The following is a 19,183-nucleotide window of genomic DNA, read 5'->3' as shown; positions in this document are numbered from 1 at the left end:
GACGGGATCAGGCCCGGGGAGGACGACCTGCGCGGGGCAGGAAGGGAGGTTGCATGGCGGCATCACTGCTCAGGGCAGGCGCCAGGCGGGAAACTTGCGGCACGATGGCCAGCGAGTGGGTCAGCACGGGTTCGTCACCGATACCGGCGTGCGTGGAGAAGTCTTCACCGCTGTCGGCATAGCCGGCACCATCGTCGTCGGACGAACCGGTATCGGCCACCACGGACTTGGCGTGGTCGTCAGCCTTGGCGGCGTCGGACAGCGACACGGTCTTGGAGGCCAGATGATGCGCGGCGGTAGCGACGCTGGGCGCCGAGAAATCGGTTGCGGCCACCGAGCTGGCGTACGTCAGCACCGCTGCAAATACTTGCACCGGTAACAGACAGATCAGCAGCAGGACCCACAAACGTTTCATCAGATATTCCAGCAATGATTGCGAGAAATTATAACAACAAAAATTGCGCTGGCAGCAAGTAAATCTTGCTGACGCTCCATACTATAAGGCCTAAGCGTCATACTTCAATGGCCAATCCTGAATTGTTACATTTACGGATGACGGCATGACTATGTGCCTGGCGGCGAGAACAATCGGGATATTCCCGATTTGCTTTGATATTTGAATTAGTGGAATATGAAGAAAAGCATCAAAATAATTCCACATTACGAGACAAGCAGGCGAGCCCGCTCCCTGCAGCACCCCTATGCGCATCCTCCTTGCTGAAGACGACAGCGTGCTGGCCGACGGCCTGACCCGGTCCCTGCGCCATTCCGGCTATGCGGCCGATTGCGTCAAGAATGGCGTGGAAGCCGATTCGGCACTGTCCACCCAGGACTTCGACCTGCTGATCCTGGACCTGGGCCTGCCCAAGATGTCGGGCCTGGAGGTCTTGCGACGCCTGCGCGCGCGCAATTCGCGCCTGCCGGTACTGATCCTGACCGCCGCCGACTCGGTCGAGCAGCGCGTGCAAGGCCTGGACCTGGGTGCCGACGACTACATGGCCAAGCCCTTCGCCCTGTCCGAACTGGAGGCGCGCGTGCGCGCCCTGACCCGGCGCGGTGCCGGCGGCGGGCCTACCGTCATCAAGCATGGCCCGCTATCCTATGACCAGGTCGGCCGCATCGCCTACATCGGCGAGCAGATGCTGGAATTGTCGGCACGGGAACTGGGCCTGCTCGAAGTATTATTACAACGTACCGGGCGCCTGGTCTCCAAGGAACAGCTGGTCGACCACCTGTGCGAATGGGGAGAGGAAGTCAGCAACAATGCCATCGAGGTCTATGTCCATCGCCTGCGCAAGAAAATCGAGGTCGGCGGCGTGCGCATCGCTACCGTGCGCGGGCTGGGCTATTGCCTGGAAAAACTCCCTGACACCAGCAGCGCGACCATGGTCGCCAGCAACAGCGCCGCCTGAGGCGACGTTATTGCCTCAATGGCAGCAGGCGGTGCGGGAGCCCCATGAGCACACGTGATCCCGGCCAGCTTGCGCCTGAATCGCAGGGCGACTCCCCGCAACCGCCCCCGCCACCACCACCGCGCAAGAAGCGCCGCGCCGCCTTCGCCACGCAGCCGGTCGAACGCATCCAGCGCTCGCTCTTCGGCGAGATCCTGGACTGGATGCTGGCCCCGCTGCTGCTGCTGTGGCCGATGAGCATCGCCATCACCTACCTGATCGCACAATCGATTGCCAACCAGCCCTTCGACCGCGCCCTGGAAGACAGCGTGACCGTGCTGGCCCAGCAGGTGACCGAAGTCAACGGCCGGGTGGTGGCGCGACTGCCGGTCTCGGCACGCGACCTGCTGCGCGCCGACGATATCGACAACATCTACTACAAGATCACCGGCCCGGCCGGCGAATTCATCGAGGGCGACTACGACATGTCGCAGCCCCCGCCCGACGACGATCGCAGCACCATCGGCACGGTACAGTTCCGCAGTGACATCCTGCACGGCAGCGACGTGCGCATCGCCACCCTGCAGGTGGACCTGCGCCGTAGCGCCGCCCAGCGCGCCGCCTCGGGCGAACCGCGGCTGGCCACGGTGCAGGTCGGCGAGACCCTGGAGAAGCGCGCCCAGCTCGCCAACGAGATCATCAAGGGCGTGATCCTGCCGCAGTTCGTCATCCTGCCGGTGGCGCTGGCCCTGGTCTGGTTCGCGCTCTCGCGTGGCCTCTCGCCGCTGTCGGAATTGCAGCAACGCATCCGTGCGCGCCGCCCCGACGATCTCTCCCCCATCGACTCCGGCCAGGTCCCCGAGGAAATTTCGCCCCTGGTACGTTCGCTCAACGACATGCTGGAGCGCTTGTCGCAGACCATCGCCATCCAGAAGCGCTTCATCGCCGACGCCGCCCACCAGATGAAGACCCCGCTGGCGGGCATGCGCATGCAATCCGAACTGGCGCTGCGCCAGGATGACCAGGTCGATGTGCGCCGCTCGCTGGAACAACTGGCCAAGAGTTCCGAAACCGCCACCCGCCTGGTCAACCAGCTGCTCTCGCTGGCCCGCGCCGAGAACCAGCAGTCGCAGGCCGGCGGCATGGTAGCGGTGGAGCTGAGCGAACTGGCGCGTGGCGTGGTGCAGGAGTGGGTGCCGATGTCCTTCACCCAGCGCATCGACCTGGGCTTCGAGCAACCGGGCCACCCCATCCTCATCACCGGCAACCCCGTCATGCTGCGCGAGATGCTGTCCAACCTGCTGGACAATGCCCTGCACTACACCCCCCACAACGGCCACGGCAGCGTCACCGTGCGCGCGCGTACCGACGAGGGCGGCGGCCTGGCCATCCTGGAGGTGGAAGACAACGGCCCCGGCATTCCGGCCGCCGAGCGGGCCAACGTGTTCGAACGCTTCTATCGCATCCTCGGCACGCCCAGCACCGGCAGCGGCCTGGGCCTGGCGATCGTGCGCGAGATCGCCCAACAGCACGACGCCACCGTGGACATCATCGACAATCCGCGCTGTACCGATCCCAAGTATCCGGGCAGCCTGTTCCGCGTGAGCTTTCGCATGATGCCGCGCACTCCCTTCCTCGACGACATCACCTGACATGGACCACGCCCCGCTGCCCCTCGATGCCGGCAACCAATGGCACCGTACCCGCCGCATGACCGCCTGGCTGCTGGCGCTGTGGTTCTTCTCCACGTTCTTCTTCATCTACTTCGCCCGCGAGCTCGACCACATCCACCTGTTCGGCTGGCCCATCTCGTTCTACATGGCGGCCCAGGGCATGATGCTGATCTACCTGGCCATCGTGGTCATCTACATGCGTCGCATGCGCCGCATCGAACAACTGGTACGTCGGGAACAGGGCGAGTAAGGACATGGAAAGCAACCAGGATTTCTTCCGCCGCCTGTGCCGCTACTACGGTCTCTACACGCTGGGCTTCATCGCCTTCCTGTGCGTGCTGGCGATCCTCGAACGCGAGGGCATGCCGCGCTCCTGGATCGGCTATCTGTTCCTGTTCGTCACCATCGGCCTGTACGCTGCCATCGGCGTGGTCTGCCGCACCTCCGACGTGCCCGAGTACTATGTCGCGGGCCGGCGCGTGCCGCCACTGTTCAATGGCATGGCCACCGCCGCCGACTGGATCTCGGCGGCAACCTTCATCAGCCTGGCCGGCGGCCTCTACCTGCAGGGCTTCGACGGCCTGGCCTATATCCTCGGCTGGACCGGTGGCTACTGCCTGGTGGCGCTGCTGATCGCCCCCTACCTGCGCAAGTTCGGCCAGTACACCATCCCCGACTTCCTGGCCGCGCGCTATCCGGGCCGACCGGGCAGCTACGGCGCCAATCTCATCCGCATCCTGGCCGTGACGGCCACCATCCTCATCTCCTTTACCTATGTGGTGGCGCAGATCTATGGCGTGGGCCTGATCACCTCGCGCTTCACCGGCATCGATTTCTCCATCGGCATCTTCCTCGGACTGGCCAGTATCCTGGTGTGCTCCTTCCTGGGTGGCATGCGTGCCATCACCTGGACCCAGGTGGCGCAGTACATCATCATCCTGTTCGCCTACCTGATCCCGGTGATCTGGCTCTCGGTCAAGCACACCACGGTGCCGGTGCCGCCGGTGGCCTATGGCACGGTACTGCCCAAGCTCAGCGCCATCGAGCATCGCCTGGAAGACGACCCCAAGGAAAAGGAAATCCGCAAGATCTTCCAGGCGCGCGCCGATGACTACGAGCGCCGCCTGAAGGCGCTGCCGCAATCCTGGCGGGACGGCCGCATCGAGGCACAGAACCATACCGAGGAAGTCAGGCGCAATACCCATGCCTCACTGGCCGAGATCAAGGCAGCCAGCCGTGTCCTGTCCTCTTATCCGAAGTCCCCCGAGGAGGCCGAACGCAAATGGAGCGAAGCCCGCGCGGCCAACCTGGCGCGTGCCCAGCCGCCGGTATCGCAGACCGAGCCCTTCCCCGGGCGCGACCGTGAAAGCTCTGAGATCAAGCGCAACAACTTCCTGGCCCTGGTGTTCTGCCTGATGCTGGGCACCGCCGCGCTGCCGCACATCCTCATGCGCTACTACACCACGCCCACCGTGGCCGGCGCGCGCGTGTCGGTGTTCTGGACGCTGTTCTTCATCATGCTGATCTACCTCACCGTGCCGGCGCTGGCGGTGCTGGTGAAATACGATATCTACACCTCGCTGGTTGGCAGCAGCTACAGTCACCTGCCGGACTGGGTGTACTACTGGGCCAACATGGACAAGATCAATCCGCTAGTCTCCATCACCGACCTCAATCATGACGGCCTGGTGCAATTGGGCGAGATTTCCATGGATGGCGACATCATCGTGCTGGCCATGCCCGAGATCGCCGGCCTGCCCTACTTCGTCTCAGGCCTGGTCGCCGCCGGCGGACTGGCGGCAGCGCTGTCGACGGCCGACGGCCTGCTGCTGACCATCTCCAACGCGCTCTCGCATGACATCTACTACAAGGTGGTCGATCCCAGCGCCTCCAGCCAGAAACGCGTGACCATCTCCAAGCTGCTCTTGCTGGTGGTGGCGCTGCTGGCGGCCTATGCCGCCTCGCTCAAGCCGGGCGACATCCTCTCCATGGTCGGCGCGGCCTTCTCGCTGGCGGCCTCGACCTTGTTCCCGGTCCTGGTGCTGGGGGTGTTCTGGAAACGCGCCAACCAGCCCGGCGCGATCGCGGGCATCCTGTGCGGCTTCCTCATGTGTGTGTACTACATGCTGCACACCAATCCGACCTTCGGCGGCAGCGCGGCCGGACAGTGGTTCCACATCGCCTCGATCTCGGCGGGAGTGTTCGGCGTGCCGGTCGGCATGGCAGCCATGGTCATCGTCAGCCTGCTCACGCCGCCACCCGATGAAGCGACCATGGCGCTGATCGATCACATCCGCACCCCATAGCCAAACAAGGAGAGCACATGACACCCGTTCGTACTGAGTAGCCGCAACGCGGCGTATCGAAGGCGCGCAAAACAGCATGCCTTCGATACGACCCTGCGGGTCTACTCAGTCCGAACGGTCAGTGTTGTCCCTGGGATTCTCAGATGGACAGTTGCAGCCCGCGCGCTTCCTCGCCCGGCAACACCGTCACGGCCACCTGCATGCTCTGGTGGCCACCACCGATGAGCACGCCCCGCAGGGGTGAGATGTCGAGGAAGTCACGGCCCCAGCCCAGCGTGATATGACTGGTATCGGGGAAGATGCCATTGGTCGGATCGGCATCGATCCACACGCCCTCGGTCGCATCGACGCCGGGACAATACACCGACACCCAGGCATGTGACGCATCGGCGCCGATCAGGCGTGGCTGGCCCGGCGGCGGTTCGGTCAGCAGGTAGCCGCTGACATAGCGTGCCGCCAGTCCGATCGAGCGCAGGCAGGACAGCATCAGGTGGGCAAAATCCTGGCACACGCCACGCCGGTTGACGAAGACCTCGGTGACCGGCGTGGACACGGTCGTGGCCGCCGGATCGAAGGCAAACTCTTCATGGATGCGCAACATCAGGGCGCGCACGCCCTCCACCACCGACATGCCGCGCGCAAAGCACTCGGCCGCATAGCGGATGAATTCGCGCTTGATGCGCACATGCGAGGATTCGAACAGGAAATTGGACGCGTCCAGCATCCCCGCCGGCATCAGCTGGCCACCGTGATAGGCCATCAGCATGGCCGCCTCGTCCCAGGCCAGGTCGGCCCGCGGCTGCCCGCGCGGCGTCAACGCCACCCAGGAATCGGCCTGCACATCCAGGCTGGCATGGTCGGTATCGAGCGAAAAGGCCTTGATGACATTGCCGAAATTGTCTTCGTAGCTGCGCACCAGCTGCGGCGCCGGATCAATCTCGACGCTGTGCGAAAGGCAGTGCTGCCAGGGCAGCTCGCGTGGCGTCAGGTGCAGCACCTGATGCGATAGCCGCACCGGCAGCGAATACTGGTAACGCGTCTGGTGATGGATGCGATAGACCACGCGCTCGGCCTGGCCACGCGGTGCGGTCCTGGCGGGCTTGCCGGTAACGCTCATGTCAGACCCCCTGGCTGACCGGGGCGGTCAGCGGCGTGAAGTAGTGGCGTGACAGGTCGTCGGAGAGCATGTAGCCCCCGCTGACCGCATCGCGCATCAATTGCACCAGGCGCGACGTGGCCACCTCGGCATGGGGATGTCCATGCGCGAAATCGGCCAGGTTCATCGCCTCCAGCTGGCTGGTCAGGTGCGCCGGGATGCTCATGCTCAACAGGCCCAGCTGTTGTGCGATATCGGCCAGGTACTGGCGCAGCATGCGGAACTGGTAGGCCATGCCATGGGGATTGCTGACATCGAACACCAGCAGGTGCAACACCGGCAACCATTCCGGCGTGCGGCGATAGCGCACGCGATAGGTGACGATGCTGCTGGCCGCCTCCAGCAACCACGACAGGGCTGCCGTCTGGCGTTGCGGCGGCAGCTGCAGGAAGTTGTCCAGCAGCAGCGCCATGTTGGCCATGCGTTCGATGTGGCGCCCCACCATCAGGAACTGCCAGCCGGCATCGCGCGTCATGTCATCCAACGCATGGCCGGCCAGCCCGGAACAGGCATCGATCACATTGCCCAGCACATGCTGGGCCGCTGCCGGTGTATTGATGCGCTCCTGCACCATGGCCGGCATTTTGGTCAGGGCATGCCAGTTGTCCAGCGAGAGATGCTCGCGCACCTGGTAGGCGGCATTGGCCAGCTGGCGCAACTGCATGGCCACGCTGACCGGCGCGGAGGGGTCGACCACCGCGGCCTGCAGGCTCTGCTGCAGGCCGGTGATGGTCGGGCGCGGATCGGACTTGGGCATCTGCACGCCCAGTTGGGCGCAGATCCAGGACACGCTGCCGAGCATGCCCCGGCTCTCGCTCTGGCCATCCATCGTGTATTGCAGCGTGGTGCGCAACAATCGCGAGAGATTCTTGACGCGCTCCGAATAGCGCCCCATCCAGAACAGGTTCTCACCGGAGTGCGACGAGACATCGACGGTCCCCCGGATCTGGGTGACGGCCTCGCCACCATCGCGCTCATCCTCGGCACGGCCAAACCGCCGGTCCTCGGCGCGCAGCACCCACACATCCTTGCTGGTGCCGCCCTGCTGCATGGACACCACGTCGCGGCGCTGGCGCGGTGCCACGCGGGTCAGCCCGCCCGGCATGACCTGGTAGCCACCCTCGCCATCGGCCACCGCAAACACGCGCAGGCTGATGGTGCGGTTCATGAGCCGATACTCACCGCTGCGTGACATCACCGGCGCCTGCGACAGACGCACCCATTCCTGCGCCGCATAGGCGTGCGGCTGCAACTGCAGGCTCTCGATGAGGCGACGACGCGCCGCACCGGTGACGGTGTGGCCGAACACCGGCTGCATGCGCATGGAAGAAAAGGCCGGCACGATCACCAGGTCATCGAAGTGTTCCAGCGTGTAATCCAGCGCCGGTTTCTCGCCACACCACCAGGAAGCAACCGAAGGCAGCAGCAGCGATTCGCCATAGAACCGCTCGTTGATGGCCGGCAGGAAGCCATGCAGCGCCGTCGACTCCAGCACGCCGCTGCCCAGCGAATCGGCGACGAGCACATTGCCCAGGCGCGCCGCCTGGGTCAGGCCCGGCACGCCCAGCGCGGAATCGGCGCGCAGCTCCAGCGGATCGCAATAGTCGTCGTCCATGCGGCGCAGGATGGCATGCACGCGGCGCAGGCCATTGAGCGTCTTCAGGAAGACCTGCTCGCCACGCACGGTCAGGTCGACGCCCTCCACCAGCGGGAAGCCCAGCGTATGGGCCAGGAAGGCGTGCTCGGAATAGGTTTCGTTATAGGGGCCGGGCGTGAGCAGCACGATCAGCGGCACCTCGCCCTTGGCCGGCGCCAGCCGCGTGAGCATCGTGCGCAGCGTGTGGAAGTAACGATGCGGCGACTCCACATGCATGTCGCGCAAGGCCTCCGGCATGGCACGCGCCATGATCTGGCGGTTCTGCAGCGCATAGCCGGTCCCGGACGGACCCTGGGTGCGATCCGACACCACCCACCAGGTGCCATCGGCCGACCGTGCCAGGTCGATCGCGTAGGCATGCAGGTGCACGCCCCCCGGTGGCTGCCAGCCATGGCAGGGCATCAGATAGCCATGCTGGCCGAACACCAGCGCCGGTGGCAGCAGGCCTTCGGCAATGAGCGTCTGCGGGCCATAGATGTCGGCCAGCAAGCCGTTCATCAGGCGCGCGCGCTGGGCCACGGCGCGTTCCAGGAAATCCCACTCCTCGCCCGATACCAGGTGCGGCAGCAGATCCAGCTCCCAGGGCCGGTTGGCGCCCTTGGGATCGGCATAGACGTTATAGGTCACGCCGTCCGATGCGATGGCGTCGCGCACCTCGTTGGCGCGCCGGCGCAACATCTCCGGCGAGAGGTTTTCCAGCTGGTCGATCAGCGTGCGCCAGTGCGGACGCAGGCGGCCATCAGCCTGCAGCATCTCGTCGTAACGATCGCCGCCAGACTGATAGCTTTCCAGAAAACGCTGCGACATAAATGAAAGAAGACCGGGCCGTCTCCTGCGCCGGTACCGGCGCGGGAGGTAGCGGGAGGTAGCGGACGGCATCAAGCCGCACCCGGTTAAGTTAGAAGTAGCGTAAGTCTAACGTAAAAGGAAACTCGATAGACGGCCGCGCGGGCGTGATCTGCCATTTTCCCGGGGTATGGTTGGTGCGGAAATAGCGCGCCAGGCGGCGGCTTTCCGCCTCGAAGGCATTGACCGGGAAGGTCTCGTAGTTGCGCCCGCCCGGATGCACCACATGGTACTGGCAACCGCCCAGGCTGCGCCCGTTCCAGGTATCGACCAGATCGAAGGTCAGCGGGGTATCGACGGGGATGGTCGGATGCAGCGCCGATGGCGGCTGCCAGGCGCGATAGCGGATGCCGGCCACGAACTGGCCAACCGTGCCGGTGGGCTGCAACGGCACCGCCACGCCATTGCAGCTGAGCACATAACGGTCGGAGGCCATGCCGCTGATCCTGACCTGCAAGCGCTCCAGCGAGGAATCCACATAGCGTGCCGTGCCGCCGCCGGTGCTTTCCTCGCCCAGGACATGCCAGGGCTCCAGGGCGGTGCGCAATTCGATCTGCATGCCCTTGACGGCGTAGTCGCCGATCTTGGGGCAACGGAATTCCATGTGCGGCGCGAACCACTCGGCGCGCATCGGATAGCCGGCCTCGTTCATGTCGGCCATCACATCGGCGAAATCCTGCTCGATGAAATGCGGCAACAGGAAGCGGTCATGCAACTCCGTGCCCCAGCGCACCAGCCGCGCCGGCTTGTACGGATCCTTCCAGAAGCGCGCCACCAGGCCGCGCAACAGCAGTTGCTGGGTCAGGCTCATGCGGGCATGCGGCGGCATCTCGAAGGCGCGCAGTTCCAAGAGGCCCAGGCGACCGGTGGCGCTGTCGGGCGAATACATCTTGTCGATGCAGAACTCGGCGCGGTGGGTGTTGCCGGTCACATCGATCAGGAGGTTGCGCAACAGGCGATCCACCAGCCAGGGCGGGCAATCGCCCTTGGCGACCTGCTTGTCCATCTCGGCGAAGGCCAGTTCGATCTCCACCGTCGAATCATTGCGCGCCTCGTCGATGCGCGGCGCCTGCGAGGTGGGGCCGATGAACATGCCCGAGAACAGATAGGACAGCGAAGGATGGTTGTGCCAGTACGAGATCAGGCTGCGCAACAGGTCGGGCCGGCGCAGGAAGGGCGAATCGCTGGTGGTGATGCCGCCCAGCACCATGTGGTTGCCACCGCCGGTGCCGGAGTGGTGACCATCGAGCATGAACTTCTCGGTGGTCAGGCGCGAGGCGCGGGCCGCGTCGTAGAGGTGGGTGGTCTGCTCCACCAGCTCGCTCCAGTTGTTGGCCGGCTGAATGTTGACTTCGATCACGCCCGGATCCGGCGTGACGCTGAACTTGCGCAGACGCGGATCGTTGGGTGGCTCGTAGCCTTCCAGCAGCACCGGTTGCTTCAGTTCCTCGGCCACCGCCTCGATGGCCGCTACCAGCTCCAGGTAGTGTTCCAGCTGCGACAGCGGTGGCATGAACAGGTAGAACACGCCGTTGCGCACCTCGGCGCACAGGGCGGTGCGGGTGATCCAGTTGGCCGACTCGAACTCGCCCGGTGGCGTGCCTGGTCTTGCAGCCGATGCCGCCGATACCGATCCCGACGACGCGGCCGTGCCAGCAGCAGCAGCAGCGCGTGCCGACGCCTGGCGCACGTTCGGCTCCTGCGGACTGCCCATCTGGCGCCGGATCTCGGCGGCACTGGGCAAGGGGCGGAAGGCCTGCGAGGGATCGGCCGGATACACCGCCGGATACTCGCCCTCCTTCACCCACGGCAGCGAATCCAGTGGCATGCGGTAGCCCAGCGGCGAGTCGCCCGGATACAGGTAGCAACGCTCGCTGCGCAGGAACCAGGAACCGCTCTGCCAGCCCTGGCCATCGTCGCGGCGCGCCAGCGGCAGCACATGGCCCACCGAACTCTGCAAGCCCTGCGTGAAGACGCGCATGAGGCGCTCGCGCTCCTGCTTGTCATCCACGCGCGAATCGAAGGGATCGACATTACCCGGCAGGCGACGCTCGCGCCACATGTAGTAGAACACGTCCTCGTAGGCGGGGAAGACGTTCTTGCCATCGACCTGCAGACGTTGCGCCACGCGATGCAGGAAGTGGCTGGTGACGATGCGATCGGTGACATTGGGCCGGGTCTCGTCGCCGATCAGGGCAGGGTTCAGCCAGATCGGTTCGCCATCACGACGCCAGTAGCAATTCAGTGCCCAGCGCGGCAGCTGCTCGCCCGGATACCACTTGCCCTGGCCGAAATGCGGCAAGCCCTGCGCCGCATACTTGTCGCGCATGCGGTGGTAGAGCTCAGCCGCCAGCGGTTTCTTGGTCGGTCCCATGGCGGCGGTATTCCATTCCGGCTCGTCGGGATGGTCCAGCGACACGAAGGTCGGCTCGCCGCCCATGGTCAGGCGCACGTCATTGGCGGCCAGGTCGGCATCGATGGCGTGACCGAGTTTTTCGATGGCGCTCCATTGTTCCTCGGTATAGGGCTTGGTCACGCGCGGCGCTTCCCAGATGCGCTTGACCGACATCAGGTGCTCGAACTCCACCTCGCAGGGGTCGACAAGGCCGCTGACCGGTGCCGCCGAGGCGGGTTCCGGCGTGCAGGACAGCGGAATATGCCCCTCTCCGGCGAACAAGCCCGAGGTCGGATCCAGGCCGACCCAGCCTGCACCGGGCAGGTAGACCTCGCACCAGGCGTGCAGGTCGGTGAAGTCGGCCTCGGGACCGGACGGACCATCCAGCGATTTCTGGTCGGCCGTCAGCTGGATCAGGTAACCGGACACGAAGCGCGCCGCCAGCCCCAGGTGGCGCAGCAGCTGCACCAGCAACCAGGACGAGTCGCGGCAGGAACCGGACTTCAGTTCCAGCGTTTCTTCCGGCGTCTGCACGCCCGGTTCCATGCGGATGGTGTAGCCGATGTGCGAGGCAAGCTGCTGGTTCAGTGCCACCAGGAAATTGGCGCTACCCACCTTCTCGCGCGGGATGCTCTTGAGGAATTTCTCGAACAGCGGCGACAGCGGCAGCTTCTGCCGGTAAGGCATCAGTTCGTTCTGCAGGTCCTCGGCGTAGTCGAAGGGGAATTGCTCGGCATAGGGTTCGAGGAAGAAATCGAAGGGATTGATGACCGACATCTCGGCCACCAGATCCACCTCGATCCTGAATTCGGTGGTTTTCTCGGGAAAGACCAGGCGTGCCAGGTAGTTCGATTCAGGGTCCTGCTGCCAGTTGATGAAATGCGGCTCGGGCAGGACGCGCAGCGAATAGCTCAGGATGCGGGTGCGGCTATGGGGGGCGGGACGCAGGCGGATGACCTGCGGTCCCAGGTTGATGGCATGGTCGTACTTGTAAGAAGTGACATGGTTCAGGGCCACGTGGATCGACATGGAATTCCTTTACGACAAGCAAATGGACAAGCCGGGGCTCGGGTTGTTGGCGACATGCCTGCGCCTGACTGCTGAGGCGACATGCATACCTTGTTTTTCTTACCGCCTTATTACTTTCCTGACTTTCATGGTTTCATGGCCGGGCCGCTCCGACGCTGCCGGTGGCCGGATCATCCGGAACCGGTCTGTTAGTTTTCGGGACGGCACATGCGCATCACGACTGCACTTACCTGTGATGCATATTAATGAAATCCCGCAGGCGCGGATAGATTTCATTGTCCCAGCGACGACCGTTGAAGACGCCATAGTGCCCCACCGCCGTCTGAACATGGTGCATGCGCATGTAAGGCCGGATGCTGCTGCACATTTCCTGTGCGGCCACGGTCTGGCCGACGGCGCAGATGTCGTCCTTCTCGCCCTCGATGGTGAAGAGCGCGGTACGCTTGATGGCACGCGGATTGACCACCTGCTCGCGATAGGTCAGCCGGCCCAGCGGCAGCGCGTGTTCCTGGAAGACCGTGCGCACGGTTTCGAGGTAGAACTCGGCCGGCAGGTCGGACATGGCGAAATACTCTTCGTAGAAATCCTTGATCTGCCCGGCCTGCGCCTCCTCGCCCTCGACCAGGTGGTGATAGAGTTTGCGGAAGGCGTCGATGTGGCGGTTCAGGTTCATGTTCATGAAGGCCCCCAGCTGCACGAAGCCGGGATAGACCCGCCGCCCGGCACCAGGATGGCGCGCCGGCACGGTGCTGATCATGTTCTTCTCGAACCAGCTGATCGGCTTGCTCTTGGCCAGGGCATTGACGGCGGTGGGATTGACCCGGGTATCGAGCGGACCGGCCATCAGGGTCATGGTGCGCGGCTGCGCCGGATGGCCGTCCTCGGCCATGACGGCGGCCGCCGTGAGCGCGGCCACGGTCGGCTGGCAGACCGCCAGCAGATGCGCACCGGGACCCAGCACGCCGAGGAAGTCGATGACATGGGAAACGTATTCATCCAGACCAAAACGACCATGCTCCAGGGCAATGTCGCGAGCGTTGCGCCAGTCGGTGATGTAGACGTCGTGGTCGCGCAACAGGGTCTTGACGGTGCCGCGCAGCAAGGTGGCGAAGTGGCCTGACATCGGCGCCACCACCAGCACCTTGGGCTGGGCCGGCGCACCGTCCTTGCGAAAATGCAGCAGGCCGCAGAATGGTGTGGCGCTGATGACCTCTTCATGCACCGAAACCGTGCGTCCAGCCGTCTCCACGGTGGGAATGTCGAAAGGTGGACGTGCATGGGTCAGCTGGGTGCGCGCAAAGACCTCACAGGCCGAGGCCATCTTGCGGACATAGGGATTGACCGGCATGCCGGGCCAGGTAGTCCCCAGTACCGGCGCCATCATCCGGGCGCAGGCGCGCAGCGGGTCGGTGGCATCGGCGTAGTTCTGGTAGAGCTGATAGGTATTGATCATGAGAACGCCGCCCTTGGATTGTCTCTTTGTCTGTCGCTCGTGCCCTCTTCGATGCAATTGTCGTGCCACTAGCGCGCCAATTTGGCCCACGCAGAGTGCCATTTGTGGCCCGCCGGAAACACGCGTGCCGGTCCTCTCATAGCTGGCACAAGCTTTGCAAGCAAGGAAACTGACGCCGACATGACGGCGTTGCCCGGCCCTGATGCGCAGACAGGGCCGGCGACCGTGACACCGCCGCCTGTGCGGCGGCGTGCCCAAAGTCAACCTGCACAAAACAGATAAAGGACTGACATGCCTAAGACGACTTTGCGCATCACCAGCAAGAACTACTCCTCGTGGTCTCTGCGCGGCTGGCTCATGGCCAAGTTCGCGGGACTCTCATTCGAGGAAGACATCGTGCCGCCGGACGATCCGACGGCACGCGCAGAGATCCTGCTCCTGTCTTCCTCCATCCTGGTACCCAGCCTCCATCATGGCGACGTACTGGTATGGGATACGCTGGCCATTGCCGAATATCTCAACGAAATCCGCCCCGGCGCCAAGCTGCTGCCGGCCGATCTTGCCGCCCGCGCGCATTGCCGCTCGGTATGCGGCGAAATGCATTCGGGTTTCTCGGCCCTGCGCGCGGCGCTGCCGATGAACCTGAAGGCGCACTTTCCCAACTTCAAGGTCTGGTCGCGGGCCGAAGCCGATATCGTGCGCATCACCACCATCTGGAAGGAATGCCTGGCCAAGTACGGCGGCCCCTTCCTGTTCGGCGAACAGCGCACCATGGCCGATGCCATGTATGCCCCGGTGGTCACGCGCTTCATGACCTATGACGTCAAGCTCGACCCCATCTGCACCGCCTATGCCAAGCGCATCATGGCCATGCCCGAGATGCAGCAGTGGATCACGGCGGCCAAGAAGGAGCCGGAGGATATCGATGAGCTGGACGTAGAGTTCTAGGGCGCGGCAGCGCGCCCGTTTTTTGTCGCAGGCCGCATGCGGGTCCCCCGCAGAAAGGATGGATGTGATGAATACCGTAGCTGAAAGTGTCTTGGCAGCCAATCGTTTCTCGCACGTCAGTGAAGGCGATACGCCCTATGAAACTGGCGGCCTGCGCGACTTCTTCCTGTACCGCGACCTCGGCATTGCCGCGGCCACCGGTGGCCAGGTGGTGGCGCAACTGGTCAAGGCCAACATGGCGCCGGAGGCGGGAACGGGATGGCACCGGCATGAGGCCAACTTCCACATCGTCATCATGCTGAAAGGCTGGGCGCGTTTCATGTACGAGCAGGAAGTCACCCTGGTCAAGGCCGGCGACTGCGTCCACCAGCGTCCGGGGATCGTGCATTTCCTGTTCGATTATTCGCCGGACATGGAATACCTGGAGATCGTCAGCCCGGCCGACTTCAAGACCATCGACATGCCCGCTCCCTGCGAGGTGCCGGCCTCGACGCCCTGGAACAACTAAGCCCCTGGCGGGTCTGTATCCGGATGGTACGGACCCGCGTGAAAGCGATCAACGCCATGCGATTTACCCCTGTCCAAAAATTAAGTCCTCTGTTAGTCTTCAATCGTGCGTACAGGCTGTAGTGCGCACCAGCTGTAGCTTTGCGGTACCCCTCGCCTCTGTTTTCGTTACAACCCATTTAGAAAGATTCCCACTCTCCGCGGGAACACGAAGCAAATCTATGGCACATTTTTTCGATGAGATGTATTCAGGAGGCGCAAGCAGCGAAGACCGTCAAGTGCGTCAGCACTATGCAGAATTCGCCAGCTGGCTGTCGGCGCAATCGCCCGAGACCATCGCCCGCAAACGTGCCGAGTCAGACCTGATCTTCCGCCGCGTCGGCATCACCTTCGCGGTCTACGGCAACGATGCGGGCACCGAGCGCCTGATCCCTTTCGACATCATTCCGCGCATCATCCACAAGGCCGAATGGGCCAAGCTGGAAGCGGGACTGGTCCAGCGCGTCAAGGCGCTCAACATGTTCATCCACGACATCTATCACGAGCAGAAGATCGTCAAGGCCGGCATCATCCCGGCCGAGCAGATCTTCCAGAACGCGCAATACAGGCGCGAGATGCAGGATGTCAACGTGGTCAACGACATCTACGCCCACATTGCCGGCGTCGATATCGTGCGCGCCGGCGAGGGTGAGTTCTACGTGCTGGAAGACAACCTGCGCGTACCCTCCGGCGTGTCCTACATGCTGGAGAACCGCAAGATGATGATGCGGCTCTTCCCCGATCTCTTTACACGTCACAAGATCGCGCCGGTCGATCACTATCCCGACCTGCTGCTGGACAACCTGCGCTCGGTGGCGCCGGCCGGCGTGACCGATCCGACGGTGGTGGTGATGACCCCGGGCATGTACAACTCGGCCTACTTCGAGCATGCCTTCCTGGCCCAGCAGATGGGCGTGGAACTGGTCGAGGGGCAGGACCTGTTCGTCAAGGACAACGTGGTCTACATGCGCACCACGCGCGGCCCCAAGCGGGTCGACGTGATCTATCGCCGCATCGACGACGACTTCCTCGATCCGCTGGCCTTCCGTCCCGATTCCGCCCTGGGCGTGCCGGGCCTGCTGCAGGCCTATCGCGCCGGCAAGGTCACGCTGACCAATGCCATCGGCACCGGTGTGGCCGACGACAAGTCGATCTATCCGTATGTACCGGACATGGTGCGCTTCTATCTCTCCGAAGACCCCATCCTCAACAACGTGCCGACCTACCAGTGCCGCAAGAAGGAGGACCTCTCCTACACGCTGGCCAACCTGGAAAAGCTGGTGGTCAAGGAAGTGCATGGCGCCGGCGGCTACGGCATGCTGGTCGGCCCGGCCTCGACCAAGCAGGAGATCGAGGACTTCCGCGCCCGCGTCATCGCCAAGCCCGACGGCTACATCGCCCAGCCCACGCTGGCGCTGTCCGTCTGCCCGACCTACGTGGAATCCGGCATCGCGCCGCGCCACCTGGATCTGCGACCCTTCGTGCTGTCGGGCAAGCAGGTCACGATGGTCAAGGGCGGCCTGACGCGCGTGGCCTTGAAGGAAGGCTCGCTGGTGGTGAATTCGTCGCAAGGCGGCGGCACCAAGGACACCTGGATTCTGGAGAAATAAGTCATGCTCAGCCGTACCGCCGATCACCTCTTCTGGATGGCCCGCTACACCGAGCGTGCCGAGAACACCGCCCGCATGCTCGACGTGCATGTGCAGACCGCGCTGCTGCCGCAATCGACCGACGACGCCGAGCAGGGCTGGCGCGCCGTGCTCGGCATCTCCGAACTGCTCTACGGCTACAACCAGAAATACGACAAGCTCACGCAGAAGGATGTCATCGACTTCATGGTGCGGGACCCCAACAATCCCTCGTCGATCGCCTCCTGCCTGCGCCAGGCCCGCGAAAATGCACGCGCCGTGCGCGGGGCACTGACCACGGAGGCCTGGGAAATCCAGAACGCCACCTGGATCAAGATGCAGTCCTACCTGCAGACCAATGCGCTGGAGCAGAATCCGTCCGAGTTCTTCGAATGGGTCAAGCACCGCTCGCATCTCTCGCGGGGCGTGACCATCGGCACCATGCTGGAGGATGAGGCCTTCCACTTCATCCGCCTGGGGACCTTCCTGGAGCGGGCCGACAACACGGCGCGCATCATCGACGTCAAGTTCCACGGCGCCAAGGAAACGCCCTCGCAGAAGCCGAACGGGCAGTCGCAATCCCAGTCGCAAAGCCAGCCAGCCCAAGATGAGGTCGGCCAGATCGACTTCTATTACTGGGCGGCGATCCTGCGCTCGGTGTCGGGCTTCGAGATCTACCGCAAGGTCTATCGCGACGTCATCACCCCCGAACGCGTGGCCGAACTGCTGATCCTGCGCGCGGACATGCCGCGTTCGCTGGCGGCCTGCATGGGCAATGTGCTGTCGAACCTGCATCATGTGCGCAACGATGTCTCGGCCGATACCGAACGCTTTGCAGGCAAGCTGCATGCCGACCTGAAGTTCGCCCGTATCGAGGAGATCCTGGAGGCCGGCTTGCACGACTACCTGACGGTCTTCCTGGAGCGCATCTTCGAACTGGGCAATCGCATCAGCCGGGACTTCCTGGTCCCGCTGGCGGCCTGAGCCCGGTGCCGGGCCCTCGGGTCCGGCACCCTTCCTGGAAAATTATTTATAACATTCGCCACCGGCTGCGGTGGCTCAGGAAAGCCGCGAACCTGCCGTAACTGTAGATGCAACGCCACAGTGGACCCCGCGCGCAACTTCCGGCACCGGGGCATACGGTAGAATCCGGCTTTACGTTTCCAAGTTCCACGATTTCATCATGACCTACTGCGTAGCCATGCGCCTCAACAGCGGCCTGGTGTTCCTGTCCGACTCGCGCACCAATGCCGGCGTCGACCACATCGGCACCTTCCGCAAGATGAGTGTTTACGAGAATCCTGGCGATCGCGTCATGGTGATGATGACCGCAGGCAACTTGTCGATCTCGCAATCGATACGTCAGCTGCTGACCGAGCGCACCAATGCCGAAGGTCGCACCATCTGGACCGCCACCACCATGTATGAAGCCGCCCAGATCCTGGGTGACGCCATCCGCGCGGTGCATGACCGCGAAGCGGCTGAGCTGAGCAAGTTCGGCATCGACTTCAACGTCAGCATCATCTTCGGTGGCCAGATCCGTGGCGAGCGCTGCCGCCTGTTCCAGATGTATTCGGCCGGCAACTTCATCGAATCGCACGATGAGAATACCTACTTCCAGATCGGCGAATCCAAGTACGGCAAACCCATCATCGATCGCGTGGTCACGCCGCAGACCACGCTGGACGAGGCTGCCAAGTGCGCGCTGATCTCCATGGATTCGACGCTCAAGTCCAACATCTCGGTGGGCCTGCCGCTGGATCTGCTGGTCTACAACAACGAAGACCTGGCGGTGACGCGCTTCGTGACCATCGATGAGCAGAACCAGTATTTCCAGATGATCCGTCGCAGCTGGGGCTCGCAATTGAAGCGCGTCTTCGAGGCCATCGACGATCCCGTCTGGGATGCCCCGCCCGAAGATACCCTCAATGTGCTCTCCTCGGCCGCCGATATCAGCGAGCCGGTACGCGTGCCGCCGCCGGGTGGTGTGGCGCGCGGGGTACAGACGGTGCCGCGCCAGATCCTGGCGGAACAGGATGGCAAGCTGGGACAGGCGAGCTGAGCGCCTGATTGCGGCTCCGGGCAATCAGGATCGTGATGTATGCACGGCAACTGATTTCCGCCAGACAATAAAAAAGGGCTGCATTGAATGCAG

General features: G+C 63.7%; 14 protein-coding genes. 9 read left to right on the top strand and 5 right to left on the bottom strand.

The annotated features are described in order from the left end of the window. Positions 1–7 precede the first annotated feature (7 nt). Positions 8–415 carry a hypothetical protein gene (locus ACIPHN_RS07495; protein WP_400434816.1) on the bottom strand — a complete coding sequence of 136 codons (408 nt, stop codon included), beginning with the start codon at positions 413–415 and terminating at the stop codon, positions 8–10. 286 nt (positions 416–701) lie between these two features. Here ACIPHN_RS07495 and ACIPHN_RS07490 point away from each other — a divergent pair, with 286 nt between their 5' ends. Genes ACIPHN_RS07490 through ACIPHN_RS07475 form a run of 4 tightly spaced genes read left to right on the top strand, consistent with a single transcriptional unit; the run spans position 702 to position 5,370 of the window. Beyond that, positions 702–1,412: a response regulator gene (locus tag ACIPHN_RS07490; protein WP_400434814.1), complete on the top strand. Its 711-nt coding sequence runs from the start codon at positions 702–704 to the stop codon at positions 1,410–1,412. A gap of 44 nt (positions 1,413–1,456) precedes the next feature. Further along, entirely contained in the window at positions 1,457–3,043 is a 1,587-nt protein-coding gene (locus ACIPHN_RS07485; RefSeq protein ID WP_400434812.1) for a sensor histidine kinase N-terminal domain-containing protein, read from the top strand. A 1-nt stretch (position 3,044) separates the two neighbouring features. After that, positions 3,045–3,314, top strand: a complete 270-nt coding sequence (locus ACIPHN_RS07480; RefSeq protein WP_400434810.1) for a DUF4212 domain-containing protein — start codon at positions 3,045–3,047, stop codon at positions 3,312–3,314. Between the two features lie 4 nt (positions 3,315–3,318). After that, complete coding sequence (locus ACIPHN_RS07475; protein WP_400434808.1) at positions 3,319–5,370, top strand: VC_2705 family sodium/solute symporter; 2,052 nt, start codon at positions 3,319–3,321, stop codon at positions 5,368–5,370. A 139-nt stretch (positions 5,371–5,509) separates the two neighbouring features. Here ACIPHN_RS07475 and ACIPHN_RS07470 read toward each other — a convergent pair whose 3' ends face one another. The 4 genes from ACIPHN_RS07470 to ACIPHN_RS07455 form a co-directional block, all read right to left on the bottom strand. After that, the gene (locus tag ACIPHN_RS07470; RefSeq protein ID WP_400434806.1) at positions 5,510–6,487 is read right to left on the bottom strand and encodes a transglutaminase N-terminal domain-containing protein; all 978 of its coding nucleotides are present in this window, start codon (positions 6,485–6,487) and stop codon (positions 5,510–5,512) included. Between the two features lies 1 nt (position 6,488). After that, the gene (locus tag ACIPHN_RS07465) at positions 6,489–8,990 is read right to left on the bottom strand and encodes a circularly permuted type 2 ATP-grasp protein (RefSeq protein WP_400434804.1); all 2,502 of its coding nucleotides are present in this window, start codon (positions 8,988–8,990) and stop codon (positions 6,489–6,491) included. Between the two features lie 91 nt (positions 8,991–9,081). After that, complete coding sequence (locus ACIPHN_RS07460; RefSeq protein ID WP_400434802.1) at positions 9,082–12,453, bottom strand: DUF2126 domain-containing protein; 3,372 nt, start codon at positions 12,451–12,453, stop codon at positions 9,082–9,084. 226 nt (positions 12,454–12,679) lie between these two features. Then, the gene (locus ACIPHN_RS07455) at positions 12,680–13,906 is read right to left on the bottom strand and encodes a polyhydroxyalkanoate depolymerase (RefSeq protein ID WP_400434800.1); all 1,227 of its coding nucleotides are present in this window, start codon (positions 13,904–13,906) and stop codon (positions 12,680–12,682) included. A 291-nt stretch (positions 13,907–14,197) separates the two neighbouring features. Here ACIPHN_RS07455 and ACIPHN_RS07450 point away from each other — a divergent pair, with 291 nt between their 5' ends. The 5 genes from ACIPHN_RS07450 to ACIPHN_RS07430 all read left to right on the top strand — a co-directional run bounded on the left by ACIPHN_RS07450 (position 14,198) and on the right by ACIPHN_RS07430 (position 19,090). Beyond that, positions 14,198–14,854 carry a glutathione S-transferase family protein gene (locus ACIPHN_RS07450; protein ID WP_400434799.1) on the top strand — a complete coding sequence of 219 codons (657 nt, stop codon included), beginning with the start codon at positions 14,198–14,200 and terminating at the stop codon, positions 14,852–14,854. A 67-nt stretch (positions 14,855–14,921) separates the two neighbouring features. After that, positions 14,922–15,362: a cupin domain-containing protein gene (locus ACIPHN_RS07445; protein ID WP_400434797.1), complete on the top strand. Its 441-nt coding sequence runs from the start codon at positions 14,922–14,924 to the stop codon at positions 15,360–15,362. A 220-nt stretch (positions 15,363–15,582) separates the two neighbouring features. Beyond that, complete coding sequence (locus ACIPHN_RS07440) at positions 15,583–17,010, top strand: circularly permuted type 2 ATP-grasp protein (protein ID WP_400434795.1); 1,428 nt, start codon at positions 15,583–15,585, stop codon at positions 17,008–17,010. 3 nt (positions 17,011–17,013) lie between these two features. Continuing rightward, a complete protein-coding gene (locus ACIPHN_RS07435) occupies positions 17,014–18,012 on the top strand; it encodes an alpha-E domain-containing protein (RefSeq protein ID WP_400434793.1) in 999 nt (332 codons plus the stop codon). 199 nt (positions 18,013–18,211) lie between these two features. After that, positions 18,212–19,090, top strand: a complete 879-nt coding sequence (locus tag ACIPHN_RS07430) for a peptidase (protein ID WP_400434791.1) — start codon at positions 18,212–18,214, stop codon at positions 19,088–19,090. The last annotated feature ends 93 nt before the right edge of the window (positions 19,091–19,183 follow it).

This window comes from Herbaspirillum sp. NPDC087042 (assembly GCF_044745245.1).
Taxonomy (GTDB): Bacteria; Pseudomonadota; Gammaproteobacteria; order Burkholderiales; family Burkholderiaceae_D; genus Herbaspirillum.
The sequence above is the reverse complement of the archived record's forward strand: the minus strand, read 5'-3'. Positions and strand labels throughout refer to the sequence as shown.